This is a genomic window from Pseudoalteromonas sp. Z1A8 (assembly GCF_011378855.1).
In the GTDB taxonomy this organism is placed as follows: Bacteria; Pseudomonadota; Gammaproteobacteria; order Enterobacterales; family Alteromonadaceae; genus Pseudoalteromonas.
Genome location: NZ_WTLB01000034.1, coordinates 16,184 through 40,637, shown reverse-complemented (window position 1 = coordinate 40,637; position 24,454 = coordinate 16,184). Strand labels below are relative to the sequence as shown.

Annotated in this window: 25 protein-coding genes; 13 read left to right on the top strand and 12 right to left on the bottom strand. The window is 39.8% G+C overall.

What is annotated here, in order from left to right; all coding sequences use genetic code 11:
• The first annotated feature begins 61 nt into the window (after positions 1–61).
• The 8 genes from xdhA to puuE are packed head-to-tail and all read left to right on the top strand — an operon-like array spanning position 62 to position 9,119.
• On the top strand, positions 62–1,561 hold the full coding sequence (gene xdhA, locus GQR55_RS13765) for a xanthine dehydrogenase small subunit (protein WP_166421054.1): 1,500 nt from the start codon (positions 62–64) through the stop codon (positions 1,559–1,561).
• A complete protein-coding gene (gene xdhB, locus GQR55_RS13760; RefSeq protein ID WP_166421053.1) occupies positions 1,548–3,887 on the top strand; it encodes a xanthine dehydrogenase molybdopterin binding subunit in 2,340 nt (779 codons plus the stop codon). Before xdhA ends, xdhB begins: the two co-directional genes overlap by 14 nt.
• Positions 3,880–4,770, top strand: a complete 891-nt coding sequence (gene xdhC, locus GQR55_RS13755) for a xanthine dehydrogenase accessory protein XdhC (RefSeq protein WP_166421052.1) — start codon at positions 3,880–3,882, stop codon at positions 4,768–4,770. Before xdhB ends, xdhC begins: the two co-directional genes overlap by 8 nt.
• Positions 4,767–5,267 (top strand): 2-oxo-4-hydroxy-4-carboxy-5-ureidoimidazoline decarboxylase, encoded by a 501-nt coding sequence (gene uraD / locus GQR55_RS13750; protein WP_166421051.1) that lies wholly within the window; start codon positions 4,767–4,769, stop codon positions 5,265–5,267. The genes xdhC and uraD overlap by 4 nt, the downstream gene beginning before the upstream one ends.
• A complete protein-coding gene (gene uraH / locus GQR55_RS13745) occupies positions 5,264–5,602 on the top strand; it encodes a hydroxyisourate hydrolase (protein ID WP_166421050.1) in 339 nt (112 codons plus the stop codon). The genes uraD and uraH overlap by 4 nt, the downstream gene beginning before the upstream one ends.
• A gap of 2 nt (positions 5,603–5,604) precedes the next feature.
• A complete protein-coding gene (gene guaD / locus GQR55_RS13740; protein ID WP_166421049.1) occupies positions 5,605–6,969 on the top strand; it encodes a guanine deaminase in 1,365 nt (454 codons plus the stop codon).
• A 4-nt stretch (positions 6,970–6,973) separates the two neighbouring features.
• Positions 6,974–8,185 carry a urate hydroxylase PuuD gene (locus GQR55_RS13735; protein ID WP_166421048.1) on the top strand — a complete coding sequence of 404 codons (1,212 nt, stop codon included), beginning with the start codon at positions 6,974–6,976 and terminating at the stop codon, positions 8,183–8,185.
• Between the two features lies 1 nt (position 8,186).
• A complete protein-coding gene (puuE, locus tag GQR55_RS13730) occupies positions 8,187–9,119 on the top strand; it encodes an allantoinase PuuE (protein ID WP_166421047.1) in 933 nt (310 codons plus the stop codon).
• Positions 9,120–9,169: 50 nt separating this feature from the next.
• Here puuE and GQR55_RS13725 read toward each other — a convergent pair whose 3' ends face one another.
• From GQR55_RS13725 to GQR55_RS13695, 7 genes are all read right to left on the bottom strand, one after another.
• A complete protein-coding gene (locus GQR55_RS13725; protein ID WP_166421046.1) occupies positions 9,170–10,501 on the bottom strand; it encodes an IS4 family transposase in 1,332 nt (443 codons plus the stop codon).
• A gap of 133 nt (positions 10,502–10,634) precedes the next feature.
• Positions 10,635–11,324 (bottom strand): response regulator transcription factor, encoded by a 690-nt coding sequence (locus tag GQR55_RS13720; RefSeq protein WP_166421045.1) that lies wholly within the window; start codon positions 11,322–11,324, stop codon positions 10,635–10,637.
• Positions 11,325–11,560: 236 nt separating this feature from the next.
• The gene (locus GQR55_RS13715) at positions 11,561–12,082 is read right to left on the bottom strand and encodes a hypothetical protein (protein WP_166421044.1); all 522 of its coding nucleotides are present in this window, start codon (positions 12,080–12,082) and stop codon (positions 11,561–11,563) included.
• 56 nt (positions 12,083–12,138) lie between these two features.
• Positions 12,139–13,677: an EAL domain-containing protein gene (locus GQR55_RS13710; RefSeq protein WP_166421043.1), complete on the bottom strand. Its 1,539-nt coding sequence runs from the start codon at positions 13,675–13,677 to the stop codon at positions 12,139–12,141.
• A gap of 79 nt (positions 13,678–13,756) precedes the next feature.
• A complete protein-coding gene (locus tag GQR55_RS13705; RefSeq protein WP_166421042.1) occupies positions 13,757–14,392 on the bottom strand; it encodes an SGNH/GDSL hydrolase family protein in 636 nt (211 codons plus the stop codon).
• An 8-nt stretch (positions 14,393–14,400) separates the two neighbouring features.
• Positions 14,401–14,910: a DsrE family protein gene (locus tag GQR55_RS13700; protein ID WP_166421041.1), complete on the bottom strand. Its 510-nt coding sequence runs from the start codon at positions 14,908–14,910 to the stop codon at positions 14,401–14,403.
• A 71-nt stretch (positions 14,911–14,981) separates the two neighbouring features.
• Positions 14,982–15,455: a flavodoxin family protein gene (locus GQR55_RS13695; protein ID WP_166421040.1), complete on the bottom strand. Its 474-nt coding sequence runs from the start codon at positions 15,453–15,455 to the stop codon at positions 14,982–14,984.
• A 76-nt stretch (positions 15,456–15,531) separates the two neighbouring features.
• Here GQR55_RS13695 and soxR point away from each other — a divergent pair, with 76 nt between their 5' ends.
• The 3 genes from soxR to GQR55_RS13680 all read left to right on the top strand — a co-directional run bounded on the left by soxR (position 15,532) and on the right by GQR55_RS13680 (position 18,042).
• Positions 15,532–16,005 (top strand): redox-sensitive transcriptional activator SoxR, encoded by a 474-nt coding sequence (gene soxR / locus GQR55_RS13690; RefSeq protein ID WP_166421039.1) that lies wholly within the window; start codon positions 15,532–15,534, stop codon positions 16,003–16,005.
• Between the two features lie 320 nt (positions 16,006–16,325).
• A complete protein-coding gene (locus GQR55_RS13685) occupies positions 16,326–16,967 on the top strand; it encodes a hypothetical protein (protein WP_166421038.1) in 642 nt (213 codons plus the stop codon).
• Positions 16,957–18,042 (top strand): rhomboid family intramembrane serine protease, encoded by a 1,086-nt coding sequence (locus GQR55_RS13680; protein WP_166421037.1) that lies wholly within the window; start codon positions 16,957–16,959, stop codon positions 18,040–18,042. The genes GQR55_RS13685 and GQR55_RS13680 overlap by 11 nt, the downstream gene beginning before the upstream one ends.
• A 62-nt stretch (positions 18,043–18,104) precedes the next feature.
• Here GQR55_RS13680 and GQR55_RS13675 read toward each other — a convergent pair whose 3' ends face one another.
• Complete coding sequence (locus tag GQR55_RS13675; protein WP_240916855.1) at positions 18,105–18,611, bottom strand: transthyretin-like family protein; 507 nt, start codon at positions 18,609–18,611, stop codon at positions 18,105–18,107.
• A gap of 25 nt (positions 18,612–18,636) precedes the next feature.
• Positions 18,637–19,020 carry a DUF1294 domain-containing protein gene (locus GQR55_RS13670; protein WP_166421036.1) on the bottom strand — a complete coding sequence of 128 codons (384 nt, stop codon included), beginning with the start codon at positions 19,018–19,020 and terminating at the stop codon, positions 18,637–18,639.
• A gap of 51 nt (positions 19,021–19,071) precedes the next feature.
• Between GQR55_RS13670 and GQR55_RS13665 the strand changes: the two genes are divergently transcribed.
• On the top strand, positions 19,072–19,602 hold the full coding sequence (locus tag GQR55_RS13665) for a hypothetical protein (RefSeq protein WP_166421035.1): 531 nt from the start codon (positions 19,072–19,074) through the stop codon (positions 19,600–19,602).
• A gap of 67 nt (positions 19,603–19,669) precedes the next feature.
• On the opposite strand, the gene GQR55_RS13660 is transcribed toward GQR55_RS13665, so the two are convergent.
• Positions 19,670–20,212: a carboxymuconolactone decarboxylase family protein gene (locus tag GQR55_RS13660; protein ID WP_166421034.1), complete on the bottom strand. Its 543-nt coding sequence runs from the start codon at positions 20,210–20,212 to the stop codon at positions 19,670–19,672.
• A gap of 112 nt (positions 20,213–20,324) precedes the next feature.
• Here GQR55_RS13660 and GQR55_RS13655 point away from each other — a divergent pair, with 112 nt between their 5' ends.
• Positions 20,325–20,912 (top strand): TetR/AcrR family transcriptional regulator, encoded by a 588-nt coding sequence (locus GQR55_RS13655; RefSeq protein ID WP_166421033.1) that lies wholly within the window; start codon positions 20,325–20,327, stop codon positions 20,910–20,912.
• Between the two features lie 94 nt (positions 20,913–21,006).
• Here GQR55_RS13655 and GQR55_RS13650 read toward each other — a convergent pair whose 3' ends face one another.
• Together GQR55_RS13650 and arsJ are read right to left on the bottom strand one after the other, a co-directional pair.
• On the bottom strand, positions 21,007–23,127 hold the full coding sequence (locus GQR55_RS13650; protein WP_166421032.1) for a methyl-accepting chemotaxis protein: 2,121 nt from the start codon (positions 23,125–23,127) through the stop codon (positions 21,007–21,009).
• A gap of 105 nt (positions 23,128–23,232) precedes the next feature.
• Positions 23,233–24,450 carry an organoarsenical effux MFS transporter ArsJ gene (gene arsJ, locus GQR55_RS13645; protein WP_166421031.1) on the bottom strand — a complete coding sequence of 406 codons (1,218 nt, stop codon included), beginning with the start codon at positions 24,448–24,450 and terminating at the stop codon, positions 23,233–23,235.
• Positions 24,451–24,454: the final 4 nt, after the last annotated feature.

Here is a 24,454-nt window from a genome sequence, read left to right as displayed (position 1 = left end):
AAGAAAAAACATACGCCAAGCCTTTATGTATCAGGGCTTTATAAAAATTAAGGGGGTCTGTGTGATTCAATTTTTATTAAATAACACGCCAATTGAAGTACAAGAATGTTCGCCAAGTCTCACCATTTTGGACTGGCTACGCACCAAAAAAGGGAAAGTGGGCACCAAAGAAGGGTGTGCAACTGGCGACTGTGGCGCGTGCACAATTTTAGTGGGTGAAGAGCGTATAAATGCAAACGGGCAAACTAGTTGGCAATACAAAACAATGAACAGCTGTTTATTATTATTAGGTAATGCGCATGCAAAACATATAGTAACAGTAGAGGCTGTGACTACTGGCTTATACCCAAACTTAACCGACTTACACCCTGTACAACGTGCACTGGTAGAGTGCCATGGTTCGCAATGTGGATTTTGCACGCCCGGTATAATAATGAGTTTGTTGGCTCTTTATATTAATGAGCCAACGTACCCTGGTAAAAAAGCGGTTATTCATGCACTTGGCGGTAACTTATGCCGTTGTACAGGTTATAGCCCAATATTACTTGCAGCCGATAAAGCCTATAGCTATGAGCGTAAAGCTGAACCGTACTCAGCAATGGCCGCTCAATTTAAAGCATCACTTAATACGCAATATGATGACGATATTCCATTTTTAAAAAATGGTCCTCGCAAATTTTACTTACCACAAACTACCCAGCAACTTGTTGAGCTAAAAGCGCTTTATCCTTATGCACATTTAGTTGCTGGTGGCACCGACTTTGCCATTGAGCTTAGCCAAAACATACTCTTACCGGATGTAATTATCTCCCTTAGCCAAGTAAAGGATCTTTGCACCTTGGCAGATAATAACGGTGAGTTACACATAGGTGCAGCGCTACCTTATAGCCAATTTGTTGAGGCATTTTATAACCATTACCCAGAGTCAAAAGAGCTATTTGAACGCTTAGGATCAAGCCAAGTACGTAACAGCGGCACACTCGGTGGCAGCATAGGGAATGCCTCTCCGATTGGCGATCCCGCTCCACTTTTAATCGCTCTTAATGCATCAATGGATTTATTAAGCAGCGCTGGTACGCGCACTATTAAAGTTGCCGACTACTTTATTGATTACAAAAAAACAGTTCTTAAAAGCGATGAAGTAATTAGTAAGTTCACCATCCCAAAGCGCCCAGAGTCACTAAAACTGGCGTGTCATAAAATATCAAAACGCTTTGAAGACGATATATCTACCGTTTGTTTGGTACTTGCTATAGAGCATTCACAAAACATGATTACTCAAGCCCGCTGCGCTATGGGCGGTATGGCAGCTATCCCTAAGCGCGCGCAGCATATTGAGCAAAAGCTGATATCTCAATCATTACAAGTAAGTAGTTTTATAGACGCAGCAACGGCTATTAACGATGACTTTACACCCATGAGCGATGTAAGAAGCAGTGCGCATTACCGCACTACGGTAAGCAAAAACTTATTACAACGCATTGGTATTGAGTTTTGTGAGCCGCAAGCACGCAACAATAACAACATTGCCATTACGAGGATCTCACATGCGTCACTTTGAAATGGATAAACTAAAAGCGCAAGGTGGTAGCGTCGGCCAATCGAAGTATCACGAAAGCGCTATTAAACAAGTTTGTGGCAGTGCAAATTTTGCCGACGATAATCCTGAGCCTTACGGTTGCCTCCATGCCTACCCAGTGCTCGCCCCTGTTACAAGTGGCTTTATTAAATCAATTGATACAAGTCTCGCACTGGCAGTTGAAGGCGTTAAACGTATTTTATCGGCCGAAGATGTACCGGGTAAATTAGATATTGGCCCGGTATTTCCAGGTGATGTATTACTCACTAGTCATGAAATTCAATACCACGGACAACCTGTATTAATTGTCGTTGCCGACAGCTACGCCATAGCGCGCCGCGCGGCACGTTTAGTGGTTATAGAGTGCGAGCAAACCACCCCCATACTCGATATTAAAGAAGCAATAAAAAAAGAGCATTGGGTAAGGCCGCCCCATTCACTTAACCGTGGTAACAGCGAAAACGCCATTAATAACGCAGCCCACCAGCTTAAAGGCGAAATAAACATAGGCGGGCAAGAACACTTTTATTTAGAAGGTCAAATAGCGCTGGCGCAACCTGATAACGACGGGGGGATACATGTTCAGTGCTCTACGCAACACCCTACTGAGGTGCAGCATTTAGTTGCTAAAATTTTAAAAAAGCCATTTAGCTTTGTAAACGTAGAAACCCGCCGTATGGGCGGTGCTTTTGGTGGCAAAGAAACCCAAGGCGCACCATGGGCATGCCTTGCAGCCCTTGCAGTTTACCACCTTGGCTGCGCAGTAAAAATGCGCCTAGCCCGCAGCGACGATTTTAAATTAACCGGTAAACGCCACCCTTTTTATAATCACTATCATGTCGGTTTTGACGAAAATGGTTTAATAGAAGGTGCCGACATTACCGTAAACGGATTTTGTGGCTACTCGCCTGATTTATCGGATGCAATTGTAGACCGCGCCATGTTTCATGCCGACAACGCCTACTACTACCCAGCCGCCACAATTAAGGGTAATCGCTGTAAAGTAAATACCGTAAGCCATACCGCATTTAGAGGGTTTGGTGGCCCGCAAGGGATGATTATGGGCGAGCTAATAATGGACGATATAGCAGCCAAATTAGGTAAAGATCCGCTTGAGATAAGAAAACTCAATTTATACAAAAAAGGGCGGGATACCACGCCGTATCATCAAACCGTAGAGCAACATATTTTAATAGATATGATTACTCAGCTTGAGAAATCGGGTGACTACTGGGCACGTAAAGAGGCTATTAAAGCATTTAACGTATCGTCACCTATTATCAAAAAAGGCCTTGCGATGACGCCGGTTAAATACGGTATATCGTTTACCGTACAGCACTTAAACCAAGCCGGTGCATTAGTGCATGTATATAGCGATGGCTCGATACATTTAAACCATGGCGGCACCGAAATGGGCCAAGGGCTTAATACTAAAATAGCGCAAATTGTGGCCCATGGCTTTGGGGTTGATTTTGACGCGGTAAGTATTAGTGCTACGCGTACCGACAAAGTACCAAACACCTCACCAACAGCGGCCTCAAGCGGTACCGACTTAAACGGTATGGCGGCGCTAAATGCAGTAAACACAATAAAAGAGCGCTTAATTAATTTTATTACCGAGCACTTTGAAGTAGATAGCAACAGTATTGTATTTAAAGATAACTTAATTACCTTTAGTAAAGGCGAAATTAGCTTTAGCGAACTGGCAAACCTTGCTTACATGAACCGTATATCGCTTTCATCTACTGGGTATTACGCCACCCCTAAAATTCATTACGACAGAGCCAAAGGCGAAGGCCGCCCATTTTTTTACTACGCTCACGGCGTAGCACTCAGTGAAGTAGAAGTAGATACGCTTACGGGCGAAAACACCGTAACCCGTGTTGACATACTGCACGATGTAGGCAGCTCAATTAACCCAGCACTTGATATAGGGCAAATTGAAGGCGCCTTTGTGCAAGGCATGGGCTGGCTAACAACTGAAGATTTACAATGGAACGATAAGGGCCAGCTTGCAAGCTTTGGCCCAGCCAACTACAAAATACCAGCCATTGGCGATACCCCAGCCGAATTTAACGTCAATCTTTATAACTCAGCAAATCCAGAAACCACTGTGTTTAGATCAAAAGCAGTAGGCGAGCCGCCATTTATGCTGGCCTTTAGTGTATGGAGTGCTATTCGTAATGCCATAAGTAGTGTGGCCGATTACAAATACACCGCCCCACTTGATACTCCAGCAACACCTGAGCGTGTATTAAATGCAATTGAGCAAACCGCTAGCTGGTTTAAGGAGCAGCAACATGGCTAATTTAAATGAGTCGTTTCAGGGTTTTCATACGCAAAATTGGGCACAGGCTATAAACGAGCACGAACAAAGCGGCACTAATTATGTTATTGCCACGGTACTTGGCACAAATGGCTCAACCCCGCGTGGCACAGGCTCTAAAATGGTAATAAGTGGCGAGCATATTTACGACACCCTAGGCGGTGGTCACCTTGAATACGTAGTAATAGAAAAAGCCCGCGAACTACTTGCCAAAAGCGAAGCCGCCCAAGTGATAGAGCAATTTAACTTAGGCGCTAATTTAGGCCAGTGCTGTGGCGGCGCAGCCACTGTGATGCTTGAGTGCATGCAATGCGAACGCTTTACGCTTGATATTTACGGCGCAGGCCACGTAGCACAGGCGCTTATTGGTATATTGGCACAATTGCCAATACGCATACGCTGGATAGATAGCCGCGCAGATGTATTCCCACAGGCTATTCCAAATAACGTAGTAAAAGTGGTTGATGAAGAGCCAACAGAACAAGTAAAACGTGCGCCTAAAGCTAACAATTACTTAATACTGACCCATAACCACCAGCTCGACTTTGCACTCACCCAAGCAATTATTAAACGCGCTGATGCCAATTGGCTGGGCGTTATTGGCTCTGACACTAAAGCAAAACGTTTTAAACAACGCCTAGCACATCGCGATTTTACAGCCGATCAAATACAACAAATGACCTGCCCTGTTGGGCTTAAAAATATTACGGGCAAATTACCAATGGAAGTGGCTATTTCGATTAGTGGACAGCTAATTGGCCTTTATCAGGCTATGCAAACCCAAGCGCCAAAACGCCAAGGCTTGCAATGGCGCACACTAAAAAATGCCTTAATTAGCACCACGCAGGAGGAAGTAAACGCATGAGCAGTTTACAAATAAATACGCTAAATGATGCACAAGCAAAACAAGCACTTGAGCATTGCTGCGCGGCTCCTAACTGGGTGGCAGCTATGGTAAAAGCAATGCCATTTAAAAGTGCTCAGCAGCTGTTTGAATGCGCACAAAGCACATGGGATAACCTTAGCGAGGGTGACTATTTAGCTGCCTTTGAAGGCCACCCGCAAATAGGCGACTTATCAACCCTTAGCAAAAAATACGCTGCTACCGCACAAAAAGCGGGGCATGAGCAATCAGGTATGAGCAAAGCAAACGAAACCGTACTTATCAAAATGATTGCCCTTAATAAAGAGTACCTGAACAAGTTTGGCTTTATTTTTATTGTGTGCGCCAGCGGTAAAACGGCCGTTCAAATGCTTGAACTCATAGAGCAGCGCATACACAACACCCGCAGTACAGAGCTTAGTATAGCCGCGGGCGAACAAGCCAAAATAACAAAAATAAGATTGGAGTCACTGCTATGAACAAAAGCCCTATTACTACCCATATACTCGATACCAGCACAGGTAAACCAGCTGCAAACGTTGCTGTTAAGCTATTTAAACTTACAAATAACGAATGGGTACAACTAACCCAAGGCACAACCGATAGCGATGGGCGTATTACCGACTGGCTAAATACAGACGTAGAATTTGCTAACTATAAGCTGGTATTTGATTTAGATAGTTATTATGAAAATCAACCTACCCCAGCGTTTTACCCAGAGGCGCAAATTACCTTTAGATTACAAGATAAAAAGCATCATCATATTCCGTTATTGCTTAGCCCATTTGGCTACTCAACGTATAGAGGCAGCTAATAATGAGCATGCAAAATAATAATAAAATGACCGTAATTTGTGCCAACATACTCGATTTTGTAGACGACCCTGCCATAGCAGGCGACAACGCCCATCGCTATTTTGAAAAAGGCGCGTTGGTTATTCAAAACGGCAAAGTAGTTAAACTTGGTTACGAGCAAGACATACTGCCAAGCTTAGATAAATCAGCCACTATTATTCGCCACGATGGCAAATTGGTTATGCCCGGCATGATAGACACCCACATACACTTACCACAAACTGAAATGGTCGGTGCGTATGGCGAGCAGCTCTTAAGCTGGCTCACCGAATATGCCTTCCCAACTGAAAAAAAGTTTACCTGTGAGCATTATTCAAAAGAAATCTCTAACCGCTTTTTAGACGAGCTGCTGCGCAATGGCACCACCACTGCTTTAGTATTTGGCACTGTGCACCCGCAGTCGGTGGATGTATTTTTTAACGAATCACAAAAACGCAATTTACGCATGATTGCCGGTAAGGTAATGATGGACCGTAACTGCCCTGATGATTTATCAGATTGCCCACAAACCAGTTACGATCAATCAAAAGCACTAATAGAAAAATGGCATAATGTTGATAGGCTAAGCTATGCGGTAACGCCACGCTTTGCGCCTACATCAACCCCAGAGCAACTTCAAAAATGTACTCAGTTACTTGAAGAATACCCCGACACCTACCTGCATACACACTTATCTGAAAACAAAGACGAGTGCGAATGGGTAAAGGGGCTATTTCCAGAAGCTGAAGATTACTTAGGCGTGTACGAGCAGGCTAAAATGGTACGTAAACGCTCGGTATTTGCCCATAGCATTCATTTATCTGAGCGCGAACTTTGCTGCCTTGCCGATAACAATGCGGCTATATCGCACTGCCCTACCTCAAACTTATTTTTAGGCTCTGGCTTATTAAATTTAAAAGCCTGTGAAGAACACGGAATAAACGTGGGCATGGGTACCGATGTAGGCGCAGGAACAAGCTTTTCTATGCTACAAACAGGTAACGAAGCGTACAAAATTCAGCAGTTACAAGGCCAAAAGTTTTCTGCATTTAAAGGGATGTATCTCGCCACTTTAGGCGGTGCACGAGCACTTGATTTAGAAGGCACCATAGGTAACTTTGAAATAGGTTGTGAAGCCGATTTTATTGTAATGGATTATGCGGCTACCCCGTTTTTAAAGTTCAGAATTGGTCATGCAAAAACACTGCATGAGCAACTTTTTGCCATGATGATGCTAGGCGACGATCGCTGCATAGAACAAACCTACATTATGGGTAAAACCGTGTATAAGCGCGATGAAAAAGAGCAGTTTTCAGCAACCCACACACCGCAATTAGAAGAGGCTTAACCTAATGGAAAACTATTTATTTGAGCTTGCTCATTTAGTACTGCGATATTTTCATGTAATTGCGGGCATAGCATGGATTGGCGCTTCGTTTTATTTTGCGTGGCTTGATAACAACTTACAAACGCCGCCACAGTGGAAGCAAGATAAAGGCATAAAAGGCGATTTATGGGCCGTGCACGGCGGTGGTTTTTACGAAGTGGCTAAATATCAAAACGGGCCTGAACAAATGCCCCATACCCTGCACTGGTTTAAATGGGAAGCCTACACAACCTGGATCACGGGTGTTTTATTATTTAGCTTACTTTACTATGTTGGCGCCGATGTTTACCTAATCGATAACAGTAAAAGTGAGCTAAGTAAATTTGCCGCTATTGGCGCATCCCTTGGTTTTATTGGCTTTGGCTATGGTGTTTATCGTTTATTATGTAAAACCCCACTGGTTGAAAACGGCAAAGTGTTTATTGCTGTAGTTATTGGAATATTAGCTCTTTGGACTTACGGAGTTGACCAATTATTTAGCGACCGCGCTGTGTATATTCATGTAGGTGCACTTATTGGTACTTGTATGGTTGGCAATGTGTATCACATTATTATGCCAGGGCAGCGCTACATGGTAAGTGAAGTAGAAGCTGGCCGTATTCCTGAATCGCTCCCGGGTTTAAAAGCAAAGATGTGCTCTATTCATAATAACTACGCCACGCTACCAGTGGTATTTATTATGCTGAGCAATCACTTTCCTTACACGTATAGCCACAGCTTTGGCTGGCTTATATTAATTGCATTATTTGGTATTGGTATGTGGATACGCCACTACTTTAACTTAAAACATCAAGGCGTTAGTAAACCTTCAGTACTTGTAAGTGGTATTGCCGCTTTTTTTGCCCTTATGCTGGCAATAGCTCCGTGGCCTAGCAGTACAACAAATACAGGTGAAAACGCGCCTTTACAAGCAAGCATTACCGACACCCAAGCGTGGGATATAATCAGTAAACACTGTACACAATGCCACAGTGAAAAACCGACCTCTGAGCTTTTTCAAACAGCGCCGCTTGGCTTTAAGCTCGACTCTATTAGTGATGTAAAAAAAGCCAGCGCGCTTATTCATACTCGCGCAGTTATAACCAAAGATATGCCACTGGCCAATATGACCAAAATGACTGATGCAGAGCGCGAAACGCTAGGTTCTTGGCTCACAGCACTTAAAAAGGAGCAATGAAATGAGCGAGCAATTTAAACATTATCCGCGCGATTTAATTGGTTATGGCCCACATGCGCCTCATGCAAATTGGCCCAATAAAGCCCGTATAGCCGTGCAAGTGGTATTAAATTACGAAGAAGGCGGCGAAAACTGTGTATTACATGGTGATACAGCCGCAGAAACGTTTTTATCTGAAATAGTCAGTGCCCCGCACGTAGAAGACCGCCATATAAGCATGGAGTCTATTTACGAATATGGCTCGCGAGCGGGTGTATGGCGTTTACTTAAACTATTTAAAAAATACGATATACCGGTCACCATTTTTGCAGTGGCGATGGCCCTTGAGCGCCACCCTGATGTAGCTAAAGCCTTTGTTGAAGCGGGCCACGAAATTGCAAGCCATGGCCTGCGCTGGATTAATTATCAAAATATAGATAAGCAAACCGAGCGCGAGCATATGCAACAAGCAATTGATGTCATTAAAAAGCTCACAGGTAAAAAGCCCAAAGGCTGGTACACCGGGCGCACAAGCCCTAATACTGCAGCTCTTGTGGTAGAAAATGGCACATTTTTATATGACGCTGACGATTACAGCGACGATTTACCGTTTTACAGTATTAAAGAAAACAAGCCACAACTCATTGTGCCCTACACGCTTGATGTAAACGACATGCGCTTTGCAGCTGTGCAAGGTTTTAATGCCGGCGATCAGTTTTATAATTATTTAAAAGATGCATTCGATACGCTATACGAGGAAGGAGACCCAGAAGGTGAAAACACACCAAAAATGATGTCGATAGGTTTGCATTGCCGTTTAATTGGCCGCCCTGGGCGAATTAAAGCCCTCGCACGATTTTTAGAGTATGCCCGCTCGCATGAGCAAGTTTGGTTTGCCACGCGTGAACAAATAGCCGAGCACTGGCTTAAAACACACCCGTATAAAAAAGCATAGTTTATATTTTTTAAAACAAAAAAAGCCCAGCAATGCTTAACACCACTCGTTTAAGAACGAGTGGTGTTTTTTCGTTTATACCTAACTGGATATTTTTGTGTCTTTGCGAGCACCGTTCGCGGATAAGCTTTTCGCTTTCTTTTCTCCGGTAATATTAGCCGTTTACCGCTTTCACGTAGTTCTTTTAGCTTTTTAGGGATTGTCCCGAGGCTTCGACCTGAGCACCATAAAAACTCGTCTTGTATTAGGTATAATGCGTTTATGAAACTGATGCGTAATGGCTCCACTTTATGGGCTTTAGCCATCTCTGCCATTTCAAGTCTCACGATATTGTATGACGTCAGAATTCCCCAAAGCTCTTGATAAATACCTTCCTTTTTCAAGCTCCGTAGCGCTGGCTTATTAGATAATTGATATTGCTTGAGCTCACCATATCCTCGCTCTATTTCCCATCGTTGCCAATAAACATCGAGTAGCGCTTTCAGCGGGTATTTTTCTGGACAGGCGCATGAGGTGATGAAGCCTTTTATTTCACCTTTAGGTGTCGGAATTTGAATAAGTCTTGCTTGCCATGTGTCACCTAGGTAAGGGGCTAATTTTTTAGCTTGTGGCGAAATAGGCATTGTTATTAAGTGGTCGTAATCACTAAATGATTCCGTTATTTCATAGCGCATTTTACTTTTGATGGGCGTAAGCCAATGATGATTTTCGCTAACACCTTGCCAGCTTGTGAATAGTTCAGCCGAAAAGAAACCTCTATCAAATAGAGTTAGTGAATGTTCAGGTGCTGAGCCAACAAGCTGTTGAGCGTAATGAATTTCACTTTGAGTAATGGGGCCAAACGCTGCATCGGATATTAAATGCGTTCTTGTCGACATCAAGGTCACAGCAAGTACTGAGGGGAAGTTCGTTGTCGATTGAGCATAGCCAAAATGACGGTTACTCGGTGTATCTTGGGTTTTAAATTGTGTACCGTCAACGCTTAGCAGCTTTAAACCACACACGTCATCAAAAATTTGCGACTGCTCCCACTGCGTTGCTGTATGTTTAAAAAGGTGTTTCATAGGCGCTGCGCCTAGCTTTTCTTTCCCTTTTATAATACTGCTGGTCGCCAATGGTGGAAGCTCTCCTTTAGCGTCAGGAAAAGCGAGCTCTAGTTTGTCACAGACTTCAGATATTGAGCGGTTTCTTAATAAGCCAATTCCTAACACAAGCCAAGCGGCTTGTTCGGCGGGGAAGCGTCGTTTGCGTACAGAGGCTCTTCCTGTTTGGGTAACAGCTTCTTCAATCCACTCAAGGGGAATGTGCTTAGTGAACGAATCAATATCGCGATCTTGGCAAAACTCAGTAGTAAGGTGTAATTCTTTAATAAATTCAGACATAAAAATAGGCCACAACTTCTGTTGTAGCCTATTATGAGCCCTTTGAAAGATCGTTCAATTAGCTTAAACGATCTGCATTACAGCAATGCTGGGCTTAAAGTCACTTTAGGAGTAGTGAAATTTATTCAAAAAACTATTTCCCCATTGGCAGCAAAACCGATATATAGCGCTGTGCCCAATTAGCAAGCTCCACTCTATTGCGTGAGTTCGTTTTTTTAAATGCACTATACAAATGCGTTTTAACAGTGTGGTCACTAATATTAAGTTTGTCAGCAATAATATTATTGCTCGCACCTTGCGCAATTAGATGAATTACAGATTTTTCTCGCTTTGTTAAATGATCGTAATCGTCCTGCTTAAATTCAATATCGTCGTGTAAGTGATTAAAAGACGATGCTACGGCTAAAATATCGTTAAATACTTTTGAAATCACTTTGCGTGTAAACCAAAGCTCGCCAGTATTAACCCGAAGTAACCCTTTAAAAATATCTTCAGGTGCATCAGATTTATAAAAAACGCCATTAAAATGGTTAAGCAATAAGTTTTGCTCGCATACATCGTCTTTATCAACATTAAAAATGACGACGTTATAGTGTTTAGCTAAACAAATAAGATCTGCTGGGATAAGGTCTTGCCATTTGCTTTTAGCACCATCAATTAAAAACAAATCATAATTAGCTCGCTGCTCTGCTTTAGGCACAACATCATCCATTTTAATATCACTAAACAATGCTTGAAGTGTTCTTAAAATAGCGGTGTAATTATGTGAGTGGAAAGATGTTTGAAGCGTTGTTTTTACAAATAATGAGTTTATATGAGGCATAGATTTCATCCTTGAAACATTTATATTACATTACCTAAATCAAATACAACTTACAATGAGCTTTTGGTATTAAAATACAGTTATCGCTTCTCATCCTTAAATAAATAAAACAGAATAAAATCAATGCTTAAAATTAAAAATCGAGTCAATTAAATTACTTTTATAAGATAAATAACAGATCGGATTAGTTACTTATAAAGCTTAGAATCTACATTAACTCAAATATTTAGAGTAATTTATTTTATCGCTTCTTTTAATTTATTTAACGCATCTACCGAAAAACCTCGGTCATAAAAATATAAAATTTCGCCACTGTTATTAATAAGTACTACACGAGAGTTATTTGGGCTTTGGTTACCTGTAAACTTTTGTACCGCTTCACCATCTTTATAAATAGTGATTACCCCACCCCATAATTCTTTAGGGATGCCTTTGCGCATACCACTGTCTATAAATGTACTGAACATGCGTGGCGCCATGCCCGCAATAGTAGGTAGCTCGTAGGTAGGAAGCGTAACGCCCGCCATGTCTAAGCCAATTAACCAACGGTCTATATCAAACTGGCTGTCTTGCTTGTAACCAATAAGCAGCAGTGTTTTAGCTGCTTTAAAGTCGCTAGGTATAGTTACCATATTTTGTTCTAGGCTTTCGCCATTAATAATTGGAAACTGTTTACCTGTTATTTGTTGGTTTGGGTACTGCGTGGTACAAGCGCTAAGTAGTAAAAGTGCAAAAGCACTTAATGTTAATTTGATCATAATAAACCTAATATTTATAAATTTCATACCGATACGTTTAGTATGGCAGCTGAGATCTAAAAATGTTGATTAGCTATGTAACTTTTAAATTTAGACGCGGTCATAGCCTTACCATACTTCCAGCCTTGTCCGTAATGCACACCCGCCATTTTTAAAATAGCTTCTTGCTCTGGGGTTTCAATCCCTTCGGCTACGCAGGTATAATTAAACTTATGCACAAGTTCCATAATATTTGGGATCATAGACGCTTTTAAGCCCTCAGTTGCTATATCTTGAACAAACGTACGGTCAATTTTGAGTTGGTGAAAACTTAAATTTTGTAAGTTTCTTAAATTTGAATAACCCGTACCAAAATCATCTAATGATAAATTAAACCCCGATTCAACTAATGTTCTAAAATGAGCATGCGCAATGCTTGTATCAAGGTATTCGTCTTCGGTTATCTCTAAACAAATAATAAAGCGTGAGTTGGTTAGCTCTGTAATTTTTGGTAGCAACGACACATTACCTTGCTCTACATCGCACGGAAATATATTAAGCGATACTTTAAAGCCATCAGGTAATGCCTCTATTGAGGTAAGTTCTTTCATAGCTGTAGCAATCATTGCCTTAGTAAAAGTCCATGTTAAATTGTTTTTTCTGATAACCGGAATAAACTCATCTGGGAATAAAGCCCCGTACTTATCTTCAAAACGCGCAAGTACCTCACAACCAATCAGCTTGCCACTTTGTAAACAAATAATGGGCTGGTAAGTCCAATAAAATGATCCCTTTTTAAGCCCTTTACGGATACGCTGGTTAGTAGAGCGACGTGCAGCAATTCTTGCATCAACAATTAGTGCAGTCGATATGCCCGCTAAACAGGTTAAAATTAACGAAATTATTAATAATAAGTGATTATTAGAAAAAAACAGACTCCAAGGTAAGTGCACTACTACACAATAATGACTATTTGTAGAGCTGCAAACTGAATTAGTTGAGTAAGGAAAGAAAACATTACTTTTTACCTGCTGATACACCCCCTCTTTACCCGCTAAATGATGTAAAGCATTTGGTGCTTTATAAATAACCTCCCAATCTGGCGCAATAATTCCGATATTGGTAAAAGGCGTGCTCTGCATAATTAAATTATAGTCACCTTGCCTGACTATAATTACTTCCATAGGGCGTTCACTAAATAATAATAAATAAAGCTCTGCCTCAAAACGAACTCTCACCTCTTCATCATCTCGAATAAAGTCAGGCTGTTTGTCATTAATTGGTTTACTTAATAAGCCCGCGCCAGTAGTGCAAACTAGCTGGTTATCTTTAAAAAAGCCTATATCAATTACATATTTTGCGTCAAATAAAGCGCGGCGCATCTCAAGAAGAGTCGCGTTATCACACTGTTTAAATGCCAACTTATTTAATGGAGTAAGAATTCGACGCCTTTCTGCAATTGCACCTTCTACATGAGTTAGAATATACTCAGCATCAGATTTTGTTTGTGCTGTTAACTGCTGGGCTGAAAAATTAAGCAAAATAAAGCAGCCAGTTACAAAAACCAACCCTCCGGTTAAAATAGCTATAATCGATTTTTGTTGGTACTTTTTCATAGCATCCCGAGCTTATTAATTTATATCACTACTTTATTTAGATGATTGCATAAGTTGCATTAAATTCAAACAGATAGATTTAAGGAGTTTTTAACAATTCTTGAACTAATTGAGTAATTTCAAAGCTTACCGTTAAGTGTTGGCTACTTTCAAAATGGATCCCGTCACCGCCAAACACGTTAGTAAATGCATTAAGGTCAATAAAATCGCATTTGTTATTAGCTGCCACGCACTTAAATTCGTTAGATAACTCTATTGCTTTTATATCGGCCCCTTCAAAAATACGTGAGTACTGCTCGGTAATTGTTATTTTAGGTGGGCTGGCAATAATAATTTCAGGGGCTTGTAAAGTACTACTTTGTTCATAATAACCATGTATTGAGCTAATTAAATCATTCAAGCCGTCGGCTATTAAAATAGGTGTTAAATTAAAGCGCTTTTTAAGATCGTTCGTACCAAGAGCAATAATAATAAAGTCGATATCATACCTCTCTAAATAAGGCTTTAAATAACTAACACCATTTAGCACACCATCAAAAGGCGGGTTATGTACTAAAGTACGATTAGGTTGCCCCGCCTCAATTATAGTAAAGTCACACCCTAAGTTTTTAGCTAATAGCGATGTCCAGCGGGTATTTTCATCAAAACGTTTACCCGTTATAGGGTTTAATCCCCAGGTATTAGAATCGCCAAAGCAGAGTATGTTTTTTGTCATTTGAGTCATTAAAATGGATTGAGTGTATAACCTTGTTGTTGTAACTGAGCATGTGCTGTCATCGCCGAAAGTGACATTTTCACACCTTCGATTAGTTGCTCTGGCGCTACTTTATAGTGTGTCGCCGACTGCCCACATACATAAACCACAGTGTTACTAGCAAGTAATTGCTCGATCAACGCTTGGTTTTTATTATCAACATTAAAGCGTTTTTTGTATTCTTTATTGGCAAGCACGTCAACACTTGCGCTCCCGTGCACGACTAACGCAAGTTGTATATTTTCAGGTTTTACACCATGCGCTACATGCATGTTAATAAAACGCGCTAATGAATTCATCGAATTATTTTGCTCGCCTTTTTTAGCGCTATCAGCAACATCAAAAGCTATTTTAAATACGGTGGAATCATTAATCGGTGCATGCTGAGGTACATTATAAAAGTTACCAAAGCCTTTAATAGTATTGTCAGCCGCTTGCGAAAATGGGCTAATAAGTAAAAGTATTAATAGGTATTTCATAAACAATCCTGTGTTTTAAATAAGTTAACTTATTTATAAAAATAACAGAAGCAAAGAAAAAAGGCTGCAATTTAAGCAACCTTTTGGGTACTTTTATGGCTATGGTTAATAAACTGCATACCTAAATAGCAAAACGTATTCTTAAACTGCTCTATAAAACAAGCGGGAGCTTCGGTTGATGACGCATTTGAGAGCACTGAAAAATGCTTACCACGTAAACTACGAAGCTTTGGTTTTAATACTTCATCGTCCATGTAATCGGTTATTCTATCAATAAATAATTTCATTTGTACTGTGGTGCTGTACCAATAAACGGGTGAGGCAAACACCCAATGGTCATACTTTAAAAGCGCTTCAAATACAGCGTGAAAATCATCATTTTTATAGTTTTTGTCATAACAGTACGGCGCAATTTTATAATTATCCAGGCAAATTACACGCACATCATTTTGCTCGGCAAAGCTATTAACATGGGCTGTGGTATTGCCGTTTTTTCGTGCGCTTGAATAAATAATAACAGTACTACGCTCATTTTTTTGTTGCATTTAGTTAGCTCCTTTTTTAATGTGGTAGGAGCTTAAAACCTCAAGTTATATTGAGGTCAACTAAAGGATTAAAATAATGGACGCTTCACAAAAAAAATTAACCGAAGCCAACCTAACCGTTGGTTATGTTGCAAAAAGAAGCGGTGTGAAAGTATCTACTCTTCACTTTTACGAAACAAAACATTTGATAAGAAGCTGGCGAAATAACGGCAATCAGCGACGTTATAAACCCGACGTATTACGCCGAGTAGCGGTTATAAAAGCGGCACAAGCGATGGGAATAACACTCGATGAAATTAAAAACACCTTAGCTACCCTACCCGACAACCGCACACCAACAAAACAAGACTGGTCAGCACTTTCAAAACATTGGCAAGCGCAACTTGATGAGCAAATTACGCATATGCAGCGTCTGCGCGACCGCGTTGATGGGTGTATTGGTTGTGGGTGCTTATCGCTCAAAAGCTGCCCAATTTATAATAAAGATGATCACTTAGGAGATAAAGAGAGCGGAGCTGTACTTTTAAATTCTGAGCTTATACTTGTGTAAAAAGTTCAGCTCTTTTATGTATAACAAAATAAGCATTCCCCATTAGGAGTTAGCCAACAAGGTCTAAATATAACTTCAGGCGCTACAAAACAAACTCTCGATTCATCAATATAAAGCCTAGAGCTTTCTCGTTTAGTTGACTCAATAGAGAGTTGAATAAAGTAATTTACAATTTTAGCCGGGCCATACTCGAATGGTTTCTTTTATATAGATAAATATGTGAAAAATATATTCAATGTGGGTAGGAGCATTGCTAACTGGCTAATTTTTAAGTATTCTTGCGTGCCTAAAAAGGAAGCGAAAATTTAAGGAATAAGCTATTGGAACCAACTAATCACACCCCAGAAAACAATACAAAACCACCTATAGTTACTCAAAAATTCACTCAAGCCCTTAAAACGGTCGATCATAAAGAACTGAAAAGCACAGGTTTTTGGCTAAATCAATTTTTTATGGTTATTTCTACTGTATTTGGTGTTTTTTTAGCGGCTCAAAGCGGCTTAGAACAAGCACTTAAGTTTGATTCATTTAGTAAAATGGAAGATAACTACTATTTACGTACATCACTTTATGACGAAGTTAATGATAATGCCAACACGGTAGCCGAATATGCAGAACGCTTAGCGAAGAGCCCACCAACATCAGAGATGGAGTTTTTTAAACCGACACTTGAGCAGTATATATGGAAAACAATGCAATTTTCCCCTACTACGCTTGAAACACCGAGTGAGTTTTTAACTAGAATACGTCGGTTTTATTCTCGAGCCGACTTTATCATCAATGCCGCAATAAATCGCAAAATGTCTGCTAAGCAAGCCTCTATCGAATTAGCAAAAATAACAGACTTAATTAAAACTCAAACACTACCAGCATTAAAAAATAGCGCTAAACAATTAAAAATGGAATTACAGCAGAATGATATTTCTGTTGGTTCGTTAAAGGAACTTGAAAATGCTAACTAAGAACTGCCCTCATTGTAAAGACCATCCATTAGAAGCAACCAATTATCAAGGTGAAGAAATAGATATTTGCCGTGAGTGTGGCGGTTTATGGTTCGAAAAAAATGAAGTAAACAGGATGATTTCAGAGATAAATGACGGTCCTGAAGGAGATAAATTTGAAACTCACTTTGGTGAACCATTAGGAATTTCTGAGCTTGACTGTCCTGATTGTAAAAAAAGTTTAGAGCGTTTTCATTTACTTGAAGCTTTTCATACCGAAATTGATGTTTGTAGACACTGCGATGGCACATGGATTGATAAAGATGAGCTTGAAAGTGTAGAAAAAAGCCCTGAAATAAAAGCGAGTTTAGGCGAACTAAATCAAAAAGTAAGTTGGAAAACCTATCTGTTCCAATTTTTAACGCAAATGCCTGTTGAATATAATATTAAACCACAAAAAACACCTTGGGTTACTCGCAGCCTTATTGTTTTAAATACATTGATTTTTGCACTTTATTTTTTAAACCCAAGCTCATTTAGCTATGTTATTGATAACTTTGCTATGACACCTGCAGATTTAAGCAAGGGTAATGAGCTATGGACTGTATTAACTTGCGTATTTTTACATGGCTCTATAATGCATTTAGTCGGCAATATGTACTTTTTATATATCGTTGGCGATAACCTAGAAGATGTTTTAGGTCATAAACGCTTTCTGTTGTGGTATTTAGCCTGTGGACTACTCGCATCGTTTGCAAGCTACATTGTAAGCCCAATGTCGAATATACCCGGCGTGGGGGCAAGTGGCGCCATAGCAGGCTTATTTGGCATGTACTTAATGTGGTTTAGACACGCAAGCCTTACCTTTATGTTTGTAATTTATCAGAAGAAACTTTCTGCAGTATGGTTTTTTGCTATTTGGTTAGGATTTAACATTTTTGGTGCAGTAACAGGCCCTGATGGCATTGATTATGGTGCGCATATTGGTGGCTTTATAGCTGGACTAATTATTGGTTATATTTTGAAAAGTAAAATATTAGAGCAAAACCCTATAATTCGTTTACTAAACCAAAAAGAAGCACAATTAAAACGTTAATCGTCATATTAAAGCCACTAATAGATGAACATTAGTGGCTTTATAAAACTTCTCACTAATTTCTATAACTTGCAACGTGTATAAGCTGTATAAAATTGACCCGTGTTTTTTATCGGTATATCGTACGTTATAGCCTCTTTACTAAGTTCGCATTCAAAGTTATTTAATATATCAGACAGCAGTGCTTGCTCTTCGGTGAACTGTATTGTGGTGTACCACAAGATTGAATCTTCATCTTTTTTGTTTTCAATATAAATACTCTGTAGTAAAGAGCTATTAAAAAACATGTTTGAAAGCTTTGAAGTACGTATTGTTTTATTATCGAAATAAAAGTAACCATTGTTATCACTTATGGCTTCATCAATATAAGTATCACCATAAATCTGCTCTCTTGTTACTTTAACGCCCTGTTGGGGCTCACCCTTGTTTAATAGTCTGCCTTTTACAGGCAACGACAACGTAACGTCTTGTTTATTAAAAAAGCCAAACATGTCTGCACATCCTTGCATTGGTATTAATAAAAATAAAATAAGCGTTAAAGTCACGCCAGCCGATCTTGTATTAGTCATAAAAAGTCCTTTTCCTATTTATACTTTAACTTAACAATAAATCTGGAAAATAAATAGCGACAATACTACATCCCACATTAACTAAAATACATAACCACAACACAATAATAAAGCGTCGCTTTTGCGATTTATGACGAAGTAATTGTTGAGCAAGCAATGCCCCCGGCCATCCTCCAAATAATGCAAGAAGCTGCAGCGTGCGCTCTGGTGTGCGGTTAACTTTTGTATGTGAAGAGCGCTTAGCTTGTCGCTTATCCCATGCATACATTAAAAAGGTTATAGCACTTAATACACTTACATAACCTGGTACATATATTGGTATATAAACGGGTAAGTATTGCAGCGGGTAAGCCAGCCAAATGACAGCTAAATAAAGCAATGAGAACGTGATTAATATTTTCTTTATCAATTAATTATCACCTATACTGGGCACTACGATTATAAAAATAAGAATCAAATTATGACATACTTTAAATCGCTATTCTTAGTATTATGCTTATGTACATTTAGTAGCTTTGCTAGTGAAACTGCAAGCAATCTCGATAAAGAGCTGGAAGTGTTTAAACCTTACCTAGGAACGTGGCAAGCTGACTTTAATGTATCTGAAGGCGCAAAACCTGTGCAAGATGTAGGTAAGTGGGAACGCGTGCTAAATGGTAAAGCTATACGTACTATGCACTCAATTAACGAAGGTGAATATGGCGGTGAGTCGATGATTTTTTACGATACTAAAAAGCAATCACTTGTATTTTACTACTTCACCACCGCAGGATTTTATACAAAAGGGATTATGAAGGTATTAAGCCCTACTCAATTTGTCGCTTATGAAGATGTAACAGGCAGCAAAGATGGGATCACAAAGGTTAAATCGACCAGTAACTTACAAAACGGTAAGTTTGAAGTGTCGACCTCATATCTAAAAAAAGGTGAATGGACTAAACCTGAAAGCCGTACTTATACCCACAGTACAAAAGCGGTTAAATTTAAATAGCCGCAATTTATATACAAAAGGCAGCCTAGGCTGCCTTTTTGTTATTTCACTCTTTAAAAATCGTAAATTATTTTACGAATTTTTTAAATGGTGCATCTACTGGTGTATCAGCAAGGTGATTAGTGTAGTTGCTCATTACTTTTTGAGATAAACCAACAATAATTTCAAGTAGTTGCTGCTTGCCGTAACCTGCTGCAAAGAACTTTTCGATTTGCTCATCGCTGATCACGCCACGTTCACGTGTCATTGCAAGTGTAGTTTCACGAAGAGTTTCTAGCTTAGGGTTAGCTAGTGGTGTTTTGTTTACAAGTGCATCAACAATATCTTGGTCAACTTTCATTGAAGCTGCAATTGCACTATGTGCTGGTACGCAGTAGTGACACGCGTGCTCAACGTTAATTGACTGCCATACAACTGTTAGCTCTTCTGCGTTGAACGATGTTTTTTGAAACAACTCATGCAGTACTTGGTAACCTTTAAGTAATGTTGGTGCTTCAGCCATTACCGCGTGTAAGTTAGGTACCATACCAAATGCAGCTACTGAATCAGCCATTAGAGATTTTGATTCTTCAGGTGCATTTTCTGCTGTGTATAAAGTAAATTCTGTCATATCTAGCTCCAATAATTAATTAGTTTTAAGTAACTTCGAGACACATAGTATTTGATTTTGAGCGACTGTTCAAGTTAAAATTGAGCAAATGTTCAAATTGATTGAGAATGATATGGCTAATAAGGTTAAATTTGAACGCGAGAATGTAGTTCGCGTTGCTAGTCAGCTATTTTGGCAAAAAGGGTTTCACGCAACCTCAACGCGTGACTTACAAGAAGCCGTTAATATGCGCCCGGGTAGTATTTACTCTGCGTTTGGCTCTAAAGAAGGGCTATACAGCGAATCGCTGAAAGATTACACCGTACAAATGAAAAACCAAATAGAAGGGTTTTTATCAAGTGCCGATACGGTTCTTGGTGGATTGCGTGCATTTGTAGAAAACGTGGTAATTAAAACAAAAGATTGCAGCCCAAGTGCAATTTGCATGTTAGTTAAAGCAAACAGTGAATTTGCAGAAAAAGACTCAAACCTATACGAGTTAAGTTTAGAGTTAGCAGCTCAATTTGAAGCTTATTTAACGCAATTGTTTACACAAGCAATAAACAAAGGTGAGTTAGGTGATACGTTAACCGCTGTTGAATATGCGCGCTTTTTTCAGGTGCAATTTACAGGATTACGTGGCTACTTTAACCGCCCTGGTGTTGAGCAATTAGCGCAGCCGATGATCAACCAAATGTTTATGTTGATTAAAAAGTTATAAACATTGATTGGCGTTTATTATCAACAAGTTATACTTACTCACTAAATAAAAATGGCCAGCATAAGCTGGCCATTTTTATACCTAAAACTTAAAATTAAGTTTTAAGTTTGTTTAGCTCGCTATCTTGCTGGGCAACAAGCGCATTAAGTGCTTCGCTGCTATCCCCAGCTTGAGTTGATAGGTCAGCAAGTTGCGACGCGGCATCAGATATAAGCGTAAGATTACGGTTAATTTCTTCAGTCACTAAGCTTTGTTCTTCAGCGGCGGTAGCAATGTGCGTAATTTGATTGGTTATTTCATCAACTTTAACAACAACACTGTGCAGTGCATCAAAAGCTACTGACGTTTCATCAACGGCATTTTGTGCTCGTACTACGCCTTTTTCTATTACCGTTGAAGCATTACCAACCTCGTGTAATAAGCTATCAATTAACTTACTTATATCGTCAGTTGATGAACGCGTTTTAGAAGCAAGTGCACGTACTTCATCTGCTACAACTGCAAAGCCTCGGCCATGTTCGCCAGCGCGCGCAGCTTCAATAGCGGCATTTAGTGCCAGTAAGTTTGTTTGCTCTGAAATAGTCCGAATTACATCTAATATTTGAGTAATATCTTTACTACGTGAAGCTACTTTTTCGACTGCTTGGTTAGCTTCTTTAATTTCTTCAGACATGGTTTTAACTTGCGTCATTGCTGACGATAAACTCGATTCACTGCTAACAACTAAACCATTTATTTCATCGGCTTGCTGGGCTGATTGCTCTGATGCTCTTGCAACTTCAAGTGCTGTAGCGCTCATTTCGTTCATAGCCGTTACAACGCTTTCAATTTCGTGAAACTGCGATTGCACATTATGCTTAGTATCAATAGCTATATGCTGCGCTATTTCACCTTGTTGCTTGGTTTGATCAGACACATCTTTTAATTCTGTAATTAAAATACGTAACTTTGATAAAAAGGCATTAAAGCCCCCCGCCAGAGCAATAAGTTCTGCGTGGGTTTCAACATGAAGTGTATGTGTTAAATCGCCTTCTGAGCTTGCAAGATTATCTACACGTTGTTGAATTTGCTGAAGCGGTGCAACCACACTACCAATAACAATTTTCATAATGATAAACGCGATTACTGCAATTACAGCACCTGTAATTAAAATCATTGCGCCTAAGTCGTTTGCTGTGTCAGTCATATCTTGCGATAAAGCATCAGGGCCAGCTAAAGCTAAGTTACTTGGTACTTCAATAATTAAAAACCAGTCTGTGTTAGCTAGCTTTATATTTATAGGGTAATTAACTAAGTACTCAGAGGATGTTTTAAATATGCCTTTTTGGCCTTTAAATTTTTCAAGCTCTTTAAACAAGTCAGAACTAACGGCTTCTTTAAATGGGCGTCCTAATTTAGATTTATAATGGCTACTCCCTACAACTAAACCAATATCGCTAAGCACGGTTACTTTGGCTTGGCCATTATAAAGCTGCTTAGAAAGCTCTTCAGTCATTGTTTGAAAAGTAGGTAGCGTTAAATCAACACCCGCTAAACCAATAAACTGCCCCGCTTTTAAAATAGGCACAGTTAACGAAGTTAGCATTACTGAATCGCCCGAAGGAATTTCGTATAAGTACGGCTCCATAATACAAGGCTTAAGCGTGTCTTTTGCACATAAGTACCAATGCGCTTCGCGAATACCAAATTCGTTTAAAGAGGTTATATATTTATCGGCGGCATTAGCTACTTTTTGCTGCTCAATAGCCCCACTTGGATCACGTGTTATGTAAACTTCTAAGGTACCATCGCCATTAACGGAGTGTTTGTAGCCTTTTTTAAAGCTCGAATCTTGCCCGTCAAACGCGTTTGGTTCAAACTGAGAATAAATAGATGAGAGTAATGTATTTTGTTCTAAAATAGAGCGATTTATACTTACTACCGTATCGCGGCTAAGGGTTTCGCTTTTTGCGGTATCACCTAATAAAGCGGCTAAAGAGTATGGCACTCGATAAGCTTCGTTAATAAAGCCCGCTATTTTTTCACCATATATTGCGGCATTCGCATTTAACTTTTCTTCTACTTCAGCAACAATATAATTTTCTGACTTGCTTGCAAGCTCTTCATTACTTGCAGATAACTGCCACCATAAAATGCTCGAAAGCACCAATACGGTAATAAATATACTTCCGACAGTAAGCCACAGTAATTTTTTTGCTAGCGATATTTCCCGCATTCATCTCACCCTTTAATTAAAACTACTGATACAGTTTAGTAGATCTAACCAACGAAGCTATGAATATCATCAAACAAATTGAAATTAATACAATAAGTTGAGTTTTTAACGCTTAGCCAAGCATGCAGTTGTAATTGTAGCCATAATTAGCAAACACACACTTACCCATAAACATGCCACCAGCCCATATACTTGAAAAACCCAGCCAGAGAGCACCGTGCCAAGCAAACGCCCTATTGCATTGGCCATATAGTAAAAACCAACATCGAGCGATACCCCATCGTCTTTAGCAAAACTTACTATTAAATAGCTATGCAATGATGAATTTACAGCAAATACACCGCCAAAAATAAGTAAGCCGATTACAAGCGTAAAATGTACCGCTATATCAAATTGCATCAGCAACGCTAAAATACTGGTTACGCCACTTAATAAAGCAACCCACCAATACGCTTTTTTGACTGTGTGTAAGTTTGAATCACTTTGTCCGGTTATACGTGGCGCTTGCGACTGCACTAATCCATAAGCAATCACCCATAAGGCCATAAAGCCACTTACCCACCAATGATCCCAGTTAAACTGAGCAGCTAAGTAAACAGGCAGTGCCACTACAAACCACACATCGCGCGCTGCAAATAAACATAAACGCGCTGCGCTAAGTAAGTTTATTGCCCGCGATTTAGAAAATAGCTCTTTAAACTTAGGTTTATTTTTGGCTTTGCCAATATCGCCTTTTAAATAAATTAAACTAATAACCCACGCAACACTAAGTAAAGCTATTAAGCTTACTAACGCACCTACAAAGCCAAATACGGTAAGTAGCAAGCCACCTAAAAAAAAGCCCACTCCTTTTAACGCATTTTTAGAACCCGTAAGTATGGCAACCCATTTATATAATTGGCTTTTCCCGGCGTCTCCTTGCGGTACTAAATACTTAATAGCGCTTTTTGCGCTCATTTTATTTAAATCTTTAGCTATACCGCTCAGTGCTTGCGCTGCCATTACGTAGGCAACAGTTAGCCAATCTCCAGGCACGCAGAGCATAGCCAAAGCTACCAATTGCAGCCCAAGCCCTACATTCATGGTTTTATTTAACCCTAAATGCGCCCCAAGCCAACCACCGACTAAATTGGTGATCACACCAAAAATTTCATAAAACAAAAACAGCATGGCTATCGCAAATGCGCCATATCCTAACTGATGAAAATACAGCACCACCAGCATGCGCAGCGCACCATCTGTTAAAGTAAATGCCCAGTAATTACCGGTAATTATTAAATATTGTTTTATAGAACTTGGTAAACTAGCTAACTGCGCAAACATAGCG

What these genes read in the sequence shown, in the direction of transcription:
- xdhB (WP_166421053.1), top strand. Translation starts at nt 1,548, where the DNA reads ATGCGTCACTTTGAAATGGATAAACTAAAAGCGCAAGGTGGTAGCGTC.
- xdhC (WP_166421052.1), top strand. Translation starts at nt 3,880, where the DNA reads ATGGCTAATTTAAATGAGTCGTTTCAGGGTTTTCATACGCAAAATTGG.
- uraD (WP_166421051.1), top strand. Translation starts at nt 4,767, where the DNA reads ATGAGCAGTTTACAAATAAATACGCTAAATGATGCACAAGCAAAACAA.
- uraH (WP_166421050.1), top strand. Translation starts at nt 5,264, where the DNA reads ATGAACAAAAGCCCTATTACTACCCATATACTCGATACCAGCACAGGT.
- guaD (WP_166421049.1), top strand. Translation starts at nt 5,605, where the DNA reads ATGAGCATGCAAAATAATAATAAAATGACCGTAATTTGTGCCAACATA.
- GQR55_RS13735 (WP_166421048.1), top strand. Translation starts at nt 6,974, where the DNA reads ATGGAAAACTATTTATTTGAGCTTGCTCATTTAGTACTGCGATATTTT.
- puuE (WP_166421047.1), top strand. Translation starts at nt 8,187, where the DNA reads ATGAGCGAGCAATTTAAACATTATCCGCGCGATTTAATTGGTTATGGC.
- GQR55_RS13725 (WP_166421046.1), bottom strand. Translation starts at nt 10,501, where the DNA reads ATGTCTGAATTTATTAAAGAATTACACCTTACTACTGAGTTTTGCCAA.
- GQR55_RS13720 (WP_166421045.1), bottom strand. Translation starts at nt 11,324, where the DNA reads ATGCCTCATATAAACTCATTATTTGTAAAAACAACGCTTCAAACATCT.
- GQR55_RS13715 (WP_166421044.1), bottom strand. Translation starts at nt 12,082, where the DNA reads ATGATCAAATTAACATTAAGTGCTTTTGCACTTTTACTACTTAGCGCT.
- GQR55_RS13710 (WP_166421043.1), bottom strand. Translation starts at nt 13,677, where the DNA reads ATGAAAAAGTACCAACAAAAATCGATTATAGCTATTTTAACCGGAGGG.
- GQR55_RS13705 (WP_166421042.1), bottom strand. Translation starts at nt 14,392, where the DNA reads ATGACAAAAAACATACTCTGCTTTGGCGATTCTAATACCTGGGGATTA.
- GQR55_RS13700 (WP_166421041.1), bottom strand. Translation starts at nt 14,910, where the DNA reads ATGAAATACCTATTAATACTTTTACTTATTAGCCCATTTTCGCAAGCG.
- GQR55_RS13695 (WP_166421040.1), bottom strand. Translation starts at nt 15,455, where the DNA reads ATGCAACAAAAAAATGAGCGTAGTACTGTTATTATTTATTCAAGCGCA.
- soxR (WP_166421039.1), top strand. Translation starts at nt 15,532, where the DNA reads ATGGACGCTTCACAAAAAAAATTAACCGAAGCCAACCTAACCGTTGGT.
- GQR55_RS13680 (WP_166421037.1), top strand. Translation starts at nt 16,957, where the DNA reads ATGCTAACTAAGAACTGCCCTCATTGTAAAGACCATCCATTAGAAGCA.
- GQR55_RS13675 (WP_240916855.1), bottom strand. Translation starts at nt 18,611, where the DNA reads ATGACTAATACAAGATCGGCTGGCGTGACTTTAACGCTTATTTTATTT.
- GQR55_RS13665 (WP_166421035.1), top strand. Translation starts at nt 19,072, where the DNA reads ATGACATACTTTAAATCGCTATTCTTAGTATTATGCTTATGTACATTT.
- GQR55_RS13660 (WP_166421034.1), bottom strand. Translation starts at nt 20,212, where the DNA reads ATGACAGAATTTACTTTATACACAGCAGAAAATGCACCTGAAGAATCA.
- GQR55_RS13655 (WP_166421033.1), top strand. Translation starts at nt 20,325, where the DNA reads ATGGCTAATAAGGTTAAATTTGAACGCGAGAATGTAGTTCGCGTTGCT.
- GQR55_RS13650 (WP_166421032.1), bottom strand. Translation starts at nt 23,127, where the DNA reads ATGCGGGAAATATCGCTAGCAAAAAAATTACTGTGGCTTACTGTCGGA.
- arsJ (WP_166421031.1), bottom strand. Translation starts at nt 24,450, where the DNA reads ATGTTTGCGCAGTTAGCTAGTTTACCAAGTTCTATAAAACAATATTTA.